At 73.6% G+C, this 12,783-nt stretch carries 10 protein-coding genes; 2 read left to right on the top strand and 8 right to left on the bottom strand.

Annotated features, from left to right (window positions below; genetic code table 11):
• Positions 1 to 35: 35 nt before the first annotated feature.
• Positions 36 to 2,108 (bottom strand): MFS transporter, encoded by a 2,073-nt coding sequence (locus ACFYUY_RS05340; RefSeq protein ID WP_387898138.1) that lies wholly within the window; start codon positions 2,106 to 2,108, stop codon positions 36 to 38.
• A 322-nt stretch (positions 2,109 to 2,430) separates the two neighbouring features.
• Here ACFYUY_RS05340 and ACFYUY_RS05335 point away from each other — a divergent pair, with 322 nt between their 5' ends.
• Positions 2,431 to 3,525 carry a hypothetical protein gene (locus ACFYUY_RS05335; protein WP_387898135.1) on the top strand — a complete coding sequence of 365 codons (1,095 nt, stop codon included), beginning with the start codon at positions 2,431 to 2,433 and terminating at the stop codon, positions 3,523 to 3,525.
• Positions 3,526 to 3,635: 110 nt separating this feature from the next.
• Here the strand turns inward: ACFYUY_RS05335 and ACFYUY_RS05330 are convergent, their stop codons facing one another.
• From ACFYUY_RS05330 to ACFYUY_RS05315, 4 genes are all read right to left on the bottom strand, one after another.
• Positions 3,636 to 4,226, bottom strand: a complete 591-nt coding sequence (locus ACFYUY_RS05330) for a TMEM165/GDT1 family protein (protein ID WP_360214628.1) — start codon at positions 4,224 to 4,226, stop codon at positions 3,636 to 3,638.
• A 199-nt stretch (positions 4,227 to 4,425) separates the two neighbouring features.
• Entirely contained in the window at positions 4,426 to 5,235 is an 810-nt protein-coding gene (locus tag ACFYUY_RS05325; protein ID WP_387898133.1) for an ABC transporter permease, read from the bottom strand.
• Positions 5,214 to 6,824: a dolichyl-phosphate-mannose--protein mannosyltransferase gene (locus ACFYUY_RS05320; RefSeq protein ID WP_387898130.1), complete on the bottom strand. Its 1,611-nt coding sequence runs from the start codon at positions 6,822 to 6,824 to the stop codon at positions 5,214 to 5,216. Before ACFYUY_RS05320 ends, ACFYUY_RS05325 begins: the two co-directional genes overlap by 22 nt.
• Positions 6,825 to 6,981: 157 nt before the next feature.
• Positions 6,982 to 8,274 carry an MFS transporter gene (locus ACFYUY_RS05315; protein WP_360214498.1) on the bottom strand — a complete coding sequence of 431 codons (1,293 nt, stop codon included), beginning with the start codon at positions 8,272 to 8,274 and terminating at the stop codon, positions 6,982 to 6,984.
• A gap of 158 nt (positions 8,275 to 8,432) precedes the next feature.
• On the opposite strand from ACFYUY_RS05315, the gene ACFYUY_RS05310 reads away from it, so the two are divergent.
• Positions 8,433 to 8,993, top strand: a complete 561-nt coding sequence (locus ACFYUY_RS05310) for a MarR family transcriptional regulator (RefSeq protein ID WP_360214496.1) — start codon at positions 8,433 to 8,435, stop codon at positions 8,991 to 8,993.
• 122 nt (positions 8,994 to 9,115) lie between these two features.
• Here the strand turns inward: ACFYUY_RS05310 and ACFYUY_RS05305 are convergent, their stop codons facing one another.
• The 3 genes from ACFYUY_RS05305 to ACFYUY_RS05295 form a co-directional block, all read right to left on the bottom strand.
• On the bottom strand, positions 9,116 to 10,933 hold the full coding sequence (locus ACFYUY_RS05305; RefSeq protein ID WP_360220566.1) for a glycosyl hydrolase family 18 protein: 1,818 nt from the start codon (positions 10,931 to 10,933) through the stop codon (positions 9,116 to 9,118).
• Positions 10,934 to 11,239: 306 nt separating this feature from the next.
• A complete protein-coding gene (locus ACFYUY_RS05300) occupies positions 11,240 to 11,920 on the bottom strand; it encodes a hypothetical protein (RefSeq protein WP_360220563.1) in 681 nt (226 codons plus the stop codon).
• Positions 11,921 to 12,099: 179 nt separating this feature from the next.
• On the bottom strand, positions 12,100 to 12,660 hold the full coding sequence (locus ACFYUY_RS05295) for a DoxX family protein (protein WP_387898125.1): 561 nt from the start codon (positions 12,658 to 12,660) through the stop codon (positions 12,100 to 12,102).
• Positions 12,661 to 12,783: the final 123 nt, after the last annotated feature.

Below are 12,783 nucleotides of genomic sequence, written 5' to 3'. Positions count from 1 at the left end.
CCGACCCGGGCCCTACGCCTGCGGAACGACCACGCCTAGAGCGTCCGGCCCTCCGCGAAGTTCGGCGGCTCGGGCTCGACCCGGTCGGGGCGGTCGCGCCGGTCGGCGCAGAGCGCGGAGCTGAGCCGGGTGAGCAGGTCGGCGAGGTCGGCGTACTGCTGCTCGTCCCAGTCGCCGAGCAGTTCGGAGAGCTGGGCGCGCCGGGCGGCGACCAGCTTCAGCGCGGCCTCCTCCCCGGCCTCGGTGAGCCGCAGCGGCAGGCCGCCGGAGCGGGCCGCCAGGCCGCGGCCCTCGACCTCCCGGACCGCCGCCTCCACGACGGCGAACGGGACGACCCGGTGCTCGGCGAGCTCCGCCGGCTCGACCGAGCCGTGGTGGTGGATCTGCAGCAGCAGCCAGCTGGAGGCCGGGAGCAGGTCGAGCCCGGCGGTGGCGGTGATCCGCCGGAAGAGGTCGCGCCGGGCCTCGCGGGTGTTCAGCACCGAGAGGGCCCGGGCGATCTCGTCCAGCGAGGAGCGTTCGACCGGGTTGAGGCCGATGGACTCGCTCAGGTCGGGGGCGGTGACGGTGGAGCGCAGCGGTTGCTCGCGCAGGAACAGCGAGAGCACGAAGGCGACCGCCGTAACGGGCACCGCGTAGAGGAACACCCGGGTGATCGACTCGGCGTACGCGTGGTGGACGCTCTCCTGGACGGCGGCCGGCAGGGCGGTGATCACCCGCGGGTCGGAGGTGATGGCGTCGGGGTCGAAGCCGGGCGGCAGCGGCACACCGGCCAGGGCGTCGGCGAGCCGGTCGCGCAGTCCGCCGGCGAAGACCGTCCCGAAGACGGAGACGCCGAAGGAGGCCCCGATGGAGCGGAAGAACGTGGCGCCGGCGGTGGCCACGCCGAGGTCCTGGTAGCCGACGGAGTTCTGCACGATCAGCACCAGCACCTGCATCACCAGCCCCAGCCCCAGGCCGAAGACCAGGAAGTAGAGGCTCATCTCGGCGGTGCTGCTGTGCTCGTCGAGCCGGGAGAGCAGCAGCAGGCCGACGGTGGTGACGGCCGTACCGGCGATCGGGAAGGCCCGGTAGTGGCCGGTGCGGGCGACGACCTGGCCGGAGCCGATCGAGGTGACCAGCATGCCGAGCACCATCGGCAGCATGTGGATGCCGGACAGGGTGGGCGAGACCCCCATGACGACCTGGAGGAAGGTCGGCAGGTAGGTGAGCGCGCCGAACATCGCGAAGCCGACCACGAAGGAGATCACCGCGACCAGGCTGAACGTCCGGGAGCGGAACAGCCGCAGCGGCAGCACGGGCTCCTCGGCCGTCCGCTCGACCTCGACGAAGGCCAGCAGCAGCACCAGCCCGAGCACCCCGAGGCCGACGACCTGCCAGGAGCTCCAGGCCCAGGTGGTGCCGCCCAGCGAGGTCATGAGCACCAGGCAGGTGGCGACGGCGGCGATCAGCGCGGTGCCGAGGTAGTCGATCCGGTGCCGGCGCCTGACCTCCCGCCCGTGCAGCACCACCGCGATGACCACCAGGGCGACGGCGCCGATCGGCAGGTTGACGTAGAAGACCCAGCGCCAGCTGAGGTGGTCGACGAACAGCCCGCCGAGCAGCGGGCCGAGGACGCTGGTGACGCCGAAGACGGCACCGAACAGGCCCTGGTACTTGCCGCGGTCCCGGGGTGGGACGAGGTCGCCGACGATGGCCTGGGAGAGCACCATCAGACCGCCGCCGCCGAGGCCCTGCAGGGCGCGGAAGGCGATCAGCTCCCCCATGTCCTGCGCCGCTCCGCAGAGGGCGGAGCCCAGCAGGAAGATCACGATGGAGGCCTGGAAGAAGCGCTTCCGGCCGTACATGTCGCCGAGCTTGCCCCACAGCGGGGTGGCGGCGGTGGAGGCCAGCAGGTAGGCGGTGACCACCCAGGAGAGGTGTTCCAGGCCGCCGAGGTCGCTGACGATGGTGGGCAGCGCGGTGGAGACGATGGTCTGGTCGAGGGCGGCGAGCAGCATCGCCAGCAGCAGGGCGCCGATCGGCAGCCACAGGTTGGGGACGGTGACCTCCGGCGGCCCGGGCGCGGGCGCCGGGCCCCGGTCGGACGCGGCGAGCGGGTCCGTCATGGCGTCTCCGTAGGGTCGCGGGCCGGCCGACGCGGCGGTCCGGGCGGATGATCACTCCCAGCTCACCATGCTGTCAGAAATGCCCTGGTTTGCGCCTCGTGGTTGAGCCGAACGTAAGCACGGGGGACATCCGCTCCTCCCCGACCGTTCATCAGGAGCCAACCACCACCAACCGGCACAACACCCCCACCCGGGGTCGGACGCCCCTGTCCACCCTCCGGGACGTCCTGCATAATCAGGCGCGATCGTGGGCCGGGGGGCACCGCGATCGTGAGCCCGGGACCGCCCCGGAGACCACCCGAGTACCGAGGAGGGCCGGCCGATGCCGGACCAGCACTGCCCGACGTGCGGCACCGCACGCTCCACCGGGTGCGGCTGCCTCCCGGACCCGAGCCTCACCGAGACGGCCGTCCTCCCGCACCTGGAGGGCCCGCCGCTGGTCCGCCCCTACGTGGCGCAGGCGGCCGGCCGGCCCACCGACGGGGCCGCCGCGGGATTCCCCGCGGCGGACGCCTTCGCCACCGCACTGCTCCCGCCGGTCGCGCCCCCGGCCGGGCCGGCCACGCCGGTGGCCCCGCCGCTCGGGCCGGACGCCGACGCCTACGCCACCACCGTGCTGCCGCCGGTGCCCGCCTCCGGGCCGGGCGCCTACGCCGCGGCGGCGCCGCCGCAGGCCCCGCCCGGCGGCGACCTCGGCGTCTTCCCGTTCGAGTACGCGGCGCCGGCGGCGGAGGACCCCGACCGGGCCGGCGGCCGGGCCGCGCGCCGGGCGGCCGAGCAGTCCGCGCAGAACCCGCTCGCCCGGCACAAGCTGGTGCTGGCCGGGGCCGGTGCGGGACTGCTGGCGCTGACCGTCGGCATCGCCTACGCGGTGACGCCCTCGCCCGGGGCGGGCCACCGGCAGGCGCAGCCGCTGCCCACCACCACCCTGGCGCCCGCCCCGGTGGATCCGACCACCCCGGCGGTGCCGACCCCGAGCGCGCAGCCGCCGACCAGCGAGGCGCCGAGCCCGACGCCGACCAGGACGAGCCGGCCGAGTCCGACGAGGACGCCCTCCCCGGTGGCGACCAGTCAGGCCCCGCCGGCCGCTCCCCCGGCCCCGGCCGCCACGCCGACCCCCACGCCCACCCCGACCCCGACGCCGACGACCACCCCGTCGCCGACCGCCACCCCGACGCCGACCGCGACCACCCGGGTGCTGCAGCTCGGGATGTCGGGCCCGGACGTGAAGGACATGCAGCAGCGCCTGTGGGCCGCCGAATGCGGATTCGTCGACAAGTCGATCGTGACCGGCACCTTCGACTACTGGACCCAGTCGGTGCTGACGGACTACCAGAACTACAACCGGATCAAGGGCGAGAAGAACGTCTACGGGCCGAAGACCCGGGCCGCCCTGGAGGCCGACCCGGGCTGCTGACCGGCCGGCGCCCCCGGAACCCGGGCGGCCGTCCGCCGGACGGCGACCAGCCGGGCCGTCCGCCGGAGGGCGACCGCCCGGCCCGTCGCCGGAGAGTGGCCGACCGGGCGTCAGCCGGTGATCGCCTTGACGATGCTGACGCCCGCCAGCACCACCATGATCGACGCCGCGACCCGGATGATCAGCTTCATCGGCACGTGCTTCAGCAGCTTCTGCCCGCCCACGATGGCGACCCCGCCGACCGCGCACAGCGCCAGCCAGGAGCCCAGGCCGACGGCCAGCGGGTCGGCGTACTTGGCCGCCAGGTTGGCGGTCATGATCTGGGTCAGGTCGCCGAACTCGGCCACCGCGACGACCACGAAGCTCGCCCCGGCCACCTTCCAGAAGCTGTTCGAGGAGGGCTCCTTGGCGGCGTGGCCGTCCTCGTCCTCGCCCCCGCCGTGGAACAGCAGCATCGCCGCGCCGGCCAGGAACAGCACGCCGGTGACGCCCTCGACCCAGCGCTGCGGCAGCAGCGAGAGCAGGTGCCCGGCGGCGAGCGCGAGGCCCACCTGCAGGGCGAAGGCGGCGGCGATGCCCGCGAACACGTAGCTCGCGCGGTACTTGGTACCGAGCACCAGGCTGGCCAGGGCGGTCTTGTCCGGCAGTTCGGCCAGGAAGATGATGCCGAAGGTCAACGCGGCAACGGTCAGGCTCATCAGGGGGATTCCCTCGGTCGGGCTGCCCGGCCTCCGCAGCTCCGTCAGGGGACGCCTCGGCCCGACAGCACTGGTCATGGTCACAGCACTGCGGCCGAAGGTCTCGCCGGCACCGACCCGGAGGTACGGGTGCCCCGGGCGCCGGGCCCCGGGGGGCCAGTGTGTCGACGGTCCGGTGGAGGGCTACTCCCCTTCAACGTCGTCAAGGGTACCCGACGTCGCCCGGTGCCCCGGCGGCCACCAGTCCGCGGCCCACCAGTTCCAGCACCACCACGATCGCCACCGACTCCACCGCCAGCAACCCGACCAGCACGAACAGCTGCACCGCCCCCGCCTGGACGGGCGAGGCGCCGCCGAGCAGCATCCCGACGAAGGCCCCGGGCAACGTGACCAGGCCCACCGTGCGGGTCTGGTCGAGCGCGGGCACCAGCGAGGTCGCGGCGGCGGTGCGGCAGATCTCCAGCCGGGCGTCGCGGTCCTCGAAGCCGAGCGCCAGCGCGGCCTCCACCTCGCCGCGGCGCTGCCGCAGCTCGTCCAGGGCCCGCCGCCCGGCCAGCGAGGTGGCGGTGAGCCCGCCGCCGATCAGGATGCCCGCGACCGGGATGACCGACAGGCCCTTCGGCGGCAGCAGCCCGACGGCCAGCAGCAGGCCCAGGACGGGCAGCACCCCGGCGCCGATCGGGGCGGCCGCCCAGACCCAGCCGGGGCCCGGCGTCATCCGCCGCCCGGCGGTGCGCACCGCGACCGTGAACATCAGCAGCACGAAGAGCGCCGACCACCAGAGCGAGCCGACCACCCAGGTGATCACCGCGGCGACGGCGGCCAGCTGCACGACCGCCCGCAGCCCGGCCCGCAGCACCGCGTGCCCGTGCCCGAGCAGGCCCCACCCGGCCACCCCGACGGCGGCCAGCAGCAGGACGGCGGTGACCGCCCCGAGCACCGGGGTGACGGGCAGCAGCTGGCCCCCCTGGGCGGCCAGCGCCACCGGCGTCAGATCCAGCTGGTGAACCACATCCGGTCCTGCCAGGACGACATCGGGATCACCTCCGCCGTGTACAGCGGGTAGAAGAAGGCGAAGCAGCCGACGATGGCGAGCACGATCAGCCCGGCCCCGGCCGCGCCGATCCGGCGGCGCTCGGCGCTGCACCCGGGCGGGCCCAGGATCGCGCCGAGCATCTGGGCGACGGCCAGGCACAGGAACGGCACCAGGACGACCATGTAGAAGGAGAAGACCGTCCGCTCCTGGTACTGGAACCAGGGCAGGTAGATCCCGGCCACCGCGCACAGCACGGCGCCGGAGCGCCAGTCCCGGCGGAAGAACCAGCGCCACAGCAGGTAGACCAGGGCGAAGCAGGCCGTCCACCAGAGCAGCGGGGTGCCGAGGCCGAGGATCTGCGCCGCGCAGCCGCCGGAGTCGGTGCAGCCGCGCTGGCCGTTCGGGACCTGCTCCCAGTACATGGAGACCGGGCGCCCGACCACCAGCCAGCTGAAGGGGTTGGACTGGTAGGTGTGCGGGGTGCTCAGGCCGGTGTTGAAGTCGTACATCTGCGAGTGGTAGTGCCAGAGGCTGCGCAGCGCCGCCGGCACCCAGCTCATCGGCACCTGTGGCAGCGGGACGCCCAGAAAGCGGTCCGGGGACAGGCCGGCGCGCCCGTCGGCCCAGTGCCGGTCGTAGCCGCCCTCGCCGTTGCCGCCGCTGGCGAGCCAGCCGCCCCAGGCGCCGACGTAGACCACCAGGGCGGAACCGACCATGGCGAGGAGGGCGGGGGCGGCGTCCCGGCGCAGCATCGAGCGCCACGGGCGGCGGGCACCCGCCCCGCGGCGGCCGGACTGGTCCCACAGGACGGTGAGCAGGCCGAAGGCGGCGAGGATCATCACGCCGTTCCACTTGACCGCGCAGGCCGCGCCGACGAGGACGCCGGCGGCGATCCGCCAGGGCCGCAGGCCCAGCCGGACCCGGTCCGCGTCGGCGACCCCGGCCAGCCGGGCGCGGACGTGGTCGCGGTCGATCAGCAGGCTCCCGAAGGAGGCCAGCACGAAGAACATCTGGATGCCGTCGAGCAGGCCGACCCGGCTCATCACCAGCTGGAGGCCGTCGACGGCCATCAGCAGCGCGGCGGTGCAGCCGATCAGGGTGGAGCCGAAGAGCCGGCGGCCGATCCGGGCGAGCATCAGCACGGTGACGGTGCCGAGCAGCGCGGTCATGAACCGCCATCCGAACGGGTGCAGGCCGAACAGCTGCTCGCCGATCGCCATCACCCACTTGCCGAGCGGCGGGTGCGCGATGAACTCGGGCGAGGGGGTGAGCGGGACGGTCTGCGGGACGGCCAGGATGTCGGTGTTGGCGTGGTCCGGCCAGCTGCCCTCGTAGCCCTGCCGGAGCAGCGACCAGGCGTCCTTGGGGTAGTACGTCTCGTCGAAGACGAAGGCGTTGGGGTAGCCGAGGTTCCAGAACCGCAGCAGGCCGGCGAAGAGCGCGACGGCGATCGGTCCGAGCCAGCCGGCGTGGTCGGCCACCCAGGGGGGCAGCCGGCGCGGGGCCGGTGCGGGGGCGGCGGGGGCCGCTGCCGCCGGGGGGTGCGTGAGCGCCGCTTGCGTCATTGCCTCGCCGATCCGACTGTCTGCTGTGCCCGGGTCCGCCCCGTCGGCCGGGGGCCGGGCGGCCAACAGCCACTGACACTATGTGGCGGTGGTCGCGAAGCCAAGCGCGACGGGCGCCGACCAGGTGACCTGGTCGGCGCCCGTTCGAACGGCTCTGCTACGCGGCGGTCTGCAGCTCCCGGACCGGGGCGACGCGGACCACGGCCGGTGCGGCGTTGTCCTGCTCCGGCGTGAGGTGCGGGCGCAGCCGCAGCGCCAGGGCGACGATCAGCAGCGTGGAGCCCGCCATGGCCGCGAGGTAGAGCGGCCAGGTGCCGGAGCCGACCAGCAGCACGCCGACGGCCGGGCCGACCGCGATCGCGATCTGCTTCACCAGGGCGTAGCCGGCGTTGTAGGTGCCGAGCAGCCGGGCCGGGGCGAGGTCGGCGACGATCGGGCCCATGGTGGGCGCGAGCAGCGACTCACCGACGCCGAACAGCGCGTAGATCGAGACGATCGCGACCGTGGCGGCCATGGTCTCGGTCCGGATCAGGCCGGCGACCAGGGCCATCGTCCAGGCGCCGAGCCAGACCACGCCGGCCGCGGCCATCGCGGTGGTGCGGCGGCGGCGCGCGGTGATCCGCACCACGAACATCTGCAGGACGACGATGGTCAGCGCGTTGGCGCCGATCGCGAAGCCGAGGGTGGAGGGCGCGGTGCCGACGGTGTCGGTGGCGAAGGCCGCGACACCGGACTCGAACTGGCCGTAGCAGGTGAAGAAGATCAGCCCGGCGAGCAGGCAGAGCCGCAGCATCGCCTTGTCGGCGACCAGGGCGCGCAGGCCGGTGGGGCCGTCCGCCTTCCCGTGCAGGACGGTCAGCGGGGCGGCCGGCATCCGGGCGGTGCCGGTGACCAGGGCCAGGCCGAGGAAGGTCGCCGCCTCGATGGTGAACAGCCGGGTGAGGCTGGCCGGGTCGGCGACGTCCACGATCTGCCCGCCGACCAGCGCGCCGATGCCCATGCCCAGGTTGACCAGGGTGAACTGCAGCGCGAAGGCGTGCGAGCGGGTCGCGGCCGTCGAGCAGCGGACGATCATCGTGGCGAGCGCCGGCTGGCAGGTGGTGACGCCCGCGCCGAACAGGAAGGACGCGACCAGCAGCGCCGGGGTGCCGGTGGCGTGGCCGAAGGCGAACGCGCCGGTGGCGGCGAGCGCCGTGCCGGCCAGCAGGACCGGGCGGGGGCCGTACCGGTCGATGCCGCGGCCGGTGAACGGGAGCACGGCGAGCGCGGCCAGCGCGAAGACGGTGAACACCATCCCGGCGGCCAGCGAGCCCAGCCCGCGCACCTGGTCCACGTACACGAACATGTACGGCATCGTGAACCCGCTGCCGAACGCGCTGAGCGCGTTGCCGATCTGGACGCGGCGCAGCGGGCTGCCCGCCCCACGTCGCTGCTGCCTCTGCTGCTTCACCGTGCCGATCACCGTGCACATCCCTTCCTGGCTTCAACTGGATACTCTTAAGTCCAGAAGATTTCAGAGCTAAAGTTTGACGAGATAAAGTCTTAGCACCGGAAGACTGCGGAGTCAAAGGCTTAAGAGATGCACGCCCCCGTGCGACACTGGTCCGCATGACTACGGACAAGCCCGCGCCGGCCACCGACCGGGAGCTCGGCATCGCCGAGCAGGTGGCCGTCTACCAGCGGGAATTCCCCACCGTGGACCCTCAGGTGGAGACCATCGTGCAGACCCTCTCCCGGGTCGCCCGGCGGATGGGCGTGGCCTACGACCGGCAGCTGACTGTGCTGGGGATCACGGCCGCCGAGTGGGAGGTGCTCAAGGCCCTGGTGGTCTCGGGCAGCCCGTACCGGCTCGGACCCGGCGAGCTCGCCAAGCGGCTCGGGCTCACCCCGGCCGCGATGACCCACCGGATCGACCGCATGGTGGCCGAGGACCTGGTCACCCGGGAGCGGGACGAGAGCAACCGGGTCCGGGTGATCATCGAACTGACCGAGAACGGCCGCGACAAGTGGCTGGAGTCGATGCGGATGGCGGCGGTCTTCGAGGAGGAGCTGCTCCAGGACATCACCGGCGAGGAGCGGGCGGTGCTGTCCGGGCTCCTGGCCCGGATGCTGCGGCGGATCGAGGAGAGCCAGCCGGACGCCCTCGGGCGCACCGCCGACCTGGCCTGAGTCCGGGTCCGGCCCGAACGCGAGGAGTCCGGCCCGCCGGGGGGTGCTCCCCCCGGCGGGCCGGACTCCTCGCGTTCAGGTGACGTCGGGGTCCGTCGGGCCCCCGGCGCGTGGTGCGTCGGTCAGCAGGGGCCGTTGTCGGTCCAGACGCCCCACTGGCCGCTCAGGCTCGGGTCGTCGCCCTTGGTCCACCACTTGTTGGTGTAGTAGTGACCCTTCCAGGAGACCTTGGTGCCGCCGGCCGCGTAGGTGGTGCCGGCGTCCCAGCTCGGGGCGGCCGGGCAGCCGGCCGGCGAGGTCGGGGTGCTGGTCGGAGTGCCGGTCGGGGTCGACGTGGGGGTGCTGGTCGGCGTGCCCGTGGGGGTCGGGGTGGCCGTGCCGGTCGGGGTCGGCGTCGGGCTCGGCGCGGCCGGGCAGGACGCGGCGGAGCCGTTGGTGGCGTCGACCATCTTGTCGAACAGCGCGGTCTTGGTGCCCAGGTCGTACAGCGAGAAGGCGAAGGAGCCGCCGAGGCCGTTGCAGTGCGCGTAGTCGGCCTTGGCCTGGATCGAGCGGGCGTCCTCACCGCTCCAGAACGTGGTGCCGTCGTAGAAGTAGGTGGCCTTCGCGTCGTCGTCCCAGAAGGTCTTGGACGGGTTGTCGACGAAGCCGCCGAGCTCCTTGTACATCTGGATGCCGGGGACGTTGCCGGACATCGCCGCACCGGCCGCCGGGTTGGCGGCGGGCTGGAAGAGGCCGTTCTTGCCGTTGTTGGCGACGCCGGTCCAGCCGCGGTAGTAGAACGGGACACCCATGTTGATCTTCTTGGCAGGGAAGCCGCCGGGGATGCCGTAGTCCGCGTCGCCGGCCGTCCAGGCCTTGATGGCGTTGTCGATCGAGTACTTGCCGTGGCCCGGCTTGGCCGGCGTCATCGGGTCGTTCGGGCCGGAGTAGAGCGGGGCCTGGTGGTTCGTCGGGCCCTGGGCGTCCCAGCCGCCGTGCATGTCGTAGGTCATGACGTCGAGGAAGGTGAGGTACTGGCCGACCTTGTCGGTCTCGACGTTCATGATCTTGTCCTGGCCGGCGCCGACCGCGGCGGACAGGGCGTAGGTCTTGTTGTTGGCCTTGCCCTGGGCGTCCAGCTGGTTGCGGAACTCCTGAAGCAGCAGGGTGAAGTTCTGCTTGTCGGCCGGGCTGGAGATGTTGCCGGTGTGGCCGCCGCCGCCCGGGTACTCCCAGTCGATGTCGACGCCGTCGAAGAGGCCGGCCGCCGAGCCCGGGCCGCCGTAGCCGGCGTCCGAGGGGAGGTTGCCCTTGATGAACATGTCGATGCAGGAGGACACCAGGTGCTTGCGCGAGGCGTCGGTGGCGGCGGCCGCCGAGAAGTACTTGGAGTAGGTCCAACCACCCAGCGAGATCAGGACCTTGAGGTTGGGGTTCTTCGCCTTCAGCTTCTTCAGCTGGTTGAAGTTGCCCGCGATCGGCTGGCCCCAGACGTCACCGACGCCGTCGACCGCGATGTCCGGGCCGAAGCTCTTCTGGTAGTCGGCGAACGCGTCGCCGGCGCCGTCACCCGCGTTGGGGTTGTTGTCGTCGGTGCTCGCCGCCTTGGTCGCCTCGAAACAGCCGAGGTCGGTCGGGTGGATGTTGGCGAACGAGTAGATCATGTAGTCCAGCTTCCCGGCGACGCCGGTGTCCTGGATGGTCTTGGGGTAGTACGCGTTCGCGTAGATCGACCACTGGTCGAAGTAGGCGACCTTGATGCCGCCACTGGTGGCGGGCGCGCCGGTGCTGTTGGTGGTCGCGGCGTTGGCCGCGCCGCCGCCGGTCAGCGCGAGGCCCGCGCCGAGCAGCACGGAGGCGGCGGTGCCGGCCGCGATGGCGGCCAGGCTCTTCGGGCGGCGCCGACGGCCGCCCTCCGGAGCCGGGGCCCCGGCCCTTTCAATGCGTGAACGCAGCATGGGTGCGTGACTCCTGGTTGTGGGGGGTTCCGTCGCCCGGTGGGCAGCGTCCGGGGTGGGGCCGGACGACCGGGACATGACAGATCAGGGGTGGGGATCGAGCGGGATCAGCGGGATCAGGCCTGACGGACACCGGGATGTGCCGAACCGGCGCCCCCGGCACGAGGCCGGTGACGCCGGTTCAGGGGCTCCCTGCACCTGGGCATTAAAAATGGACTAGACCAACTCCCCCGTCAAGGGGTGATGTTGGGGCTTGAGCCGCGCTTAAGGTTCGGTCGCCCCCGGCCACCCCCGCCGACCTGCGGGTCAGTACCGCACCGCGTTGGCCACCACGGCCTTCACCGTCCCGGACAGGTCCCGGTTGCTGGAGGCGACGGCCTGGGCGGTCTGACCGGCCGCCACGTCCTGGACCGTCACCACGGTCGCGTCCTGCACCTGGCCCGAGTCGTCGGTGAAGTTCACCTGGATCAGGTACCGGTACGACTGCTGCCCGTGGTTGGTGACGGTCAGCGCCGCCTGCGCCTTGCCGCCCGACACGCTCGTCACCCCGTCGACCGTCACGTCGCCCTTGGCGTCCAGCCCGCCCTTGATCCCGGCGATCGCCGAGGAGGCCGAGGCCACCGCCGAGGAGGCCTGCGACCCGGCCGAGGCGAGCGCCGAGGAGACCCGCGCCTCCGCCGAGGCGAGCGCCGACCCGGCGCCGCCGGCCGCCGAGCCCAGCGCCGAGGCCGCGGAGGCCGCGGCCGAGGCGCCCTTCTCCACCGCGGAGACCGCCGAGGAGGCCACGCTGCTCGGGCTGCTGCCGGAGGAGCACCCGGCCAGCACCAGTGCGCCGGCCGCGACGGCGGCCAGCACCCCGGCCGCGGCCCGCTGCCGGCGGTGCGGCGGCCGCCCGCCGGCGCGCGCGTCCGGGCGCTGTGCGGTGACCCTGTGCTGCGTGCCGGTGCGTGGCCCGGACGGGCCCCGGGTGAGCGGCTGGCGGTTCATGCGGTTCCTCGATTCTGCCCGGCGCCGGGCTGCCCGGCACACCTCTGCGCCCACCCTCGGAGCGCCGGACGGGGCCCGCCAGCAGGGCTGGTGCCTCCGGGTGACGCCGCCACCGGGAGGCACCGGCACCGCCGCCGCGAGGCACCGCCCCGCCGGGAGGCACCGCCGCCGGGCCGCTGTCAGGACAGGCCCGAGCCCTCCTGCTCGTCCGCCTCCACCGCGGCCCGCTCCTCGCGCAGCCGCACCACGTGCCGGCGCCGGGCCACCACGCCGTAGGCCCCGGCGGCGCTCGCCACGAAGGCCAGCAGGCCCACCCACGGCCGGCCGAAGGCGTGGCCGCTCAGGTGGTCCAGCGAGTACCGCCCCGGGCCCGCCAGGCCGAGCGCCAGCCCGGTCGCGCCCAGGAAGGCCGGGTACTCGTAGCCGCCGGAGGTCACGAAGAAGCCGGCCGGCGCGTGCACGGCCACCGCGCCCGCCATCGTCCCGGCCACCACCGCACCGGCCGCCGGGGTGGCCAGTCCGGCCACCAGCAGGGCGCCGCCGCCGGCCTCGCCGACGCCCGCCGCGATCGCGCTCTGCCGGGCCGGATGGAACCCCATGTGCTCCATCGCCGCGGTGGTGCCCTCCAGGCCGCCACCGCCGAACCAGCCGAACAGCTTCTGGGTACCGTGCGCGATCAGCACCCCGCCGACCGCACCGCGCAGGGCCAGCAGGCCCAGGTCCCTACGGTTCAGACACATCTCGGATCCTCGTTTCCGCGCGGGGCCGCCCGCCCGTTGGCGCAGCCTGCCTCCATAGCAACCGAGAGCGCGCACCCGTTCGAGCCGGGACCGCCATCCGGGGGAATCCGGCCGGTTCGCGGA

The sequence above is a fragment of the Kitasatospora sp. NPDC004745 genome (assembly GCF_042873275.1).
Classification (GTDB): Bacteria; Actinomycetota; Actinomycetes; order Streptomycetales; family Streptomycetaceae; genus Kitasatospora.
This window is presented reverse-complemented; position numbering and strand designations above follow the sequence as displayed.

Coding starts and splice junctions, on each gene's coding strand:
- ACFYUY_RS05340 (WP_387898138.1), bottom strand. CDS start 2,108: ATGACGGACCCGCTCGCCGCGTCCGACCGGGGCCCGGCGCCCGCGCCC.
- ACFYUY_RS05335 (WP_387898135.1), top strand. CDS start 2,431: ATGCCGGACCAGCACTGCCCGACGTGCGGCACCGCACGCTCCACCGGG.
- ACFYUY_RS05320 (WP_387898130.1), bottom strand. CDS start 6,824: ATGACGCAAGCGGCGCTCACGCACCCCCCGGCGGCAGCGGCCCCCGCC.
- ACFYUY_RS05310 (WP_360214496.1), top strand. CDS start 8,433: ATGACTACGGACAAGCCCGCGCCGGCCACCGACCGGGAGCTCGGCATC.
- ACFYUY_RS05305 (WP_360220566.1), bottom strand. CDS start 10,933: ATGCTGCGTTCACGCATTGAAAGGGCCGGGGCCCCGGCTCCGGAGGGC.
- ACFYUY_RS05300 (WP_360220563.1), bottom strand. CDS start 11,920: ATGAACCGCCAGCCGCTCACCCGGGGCCCGTCCGGGCCACGCACCGGC.
- ACFYUY_RS05295 (WP_387898125.1), bottom strand. CDS start 12,660: ATGTGTCTGAACCGTAGGGACCTGGGCCTGCTGGCCCTGCGCGGTGCG.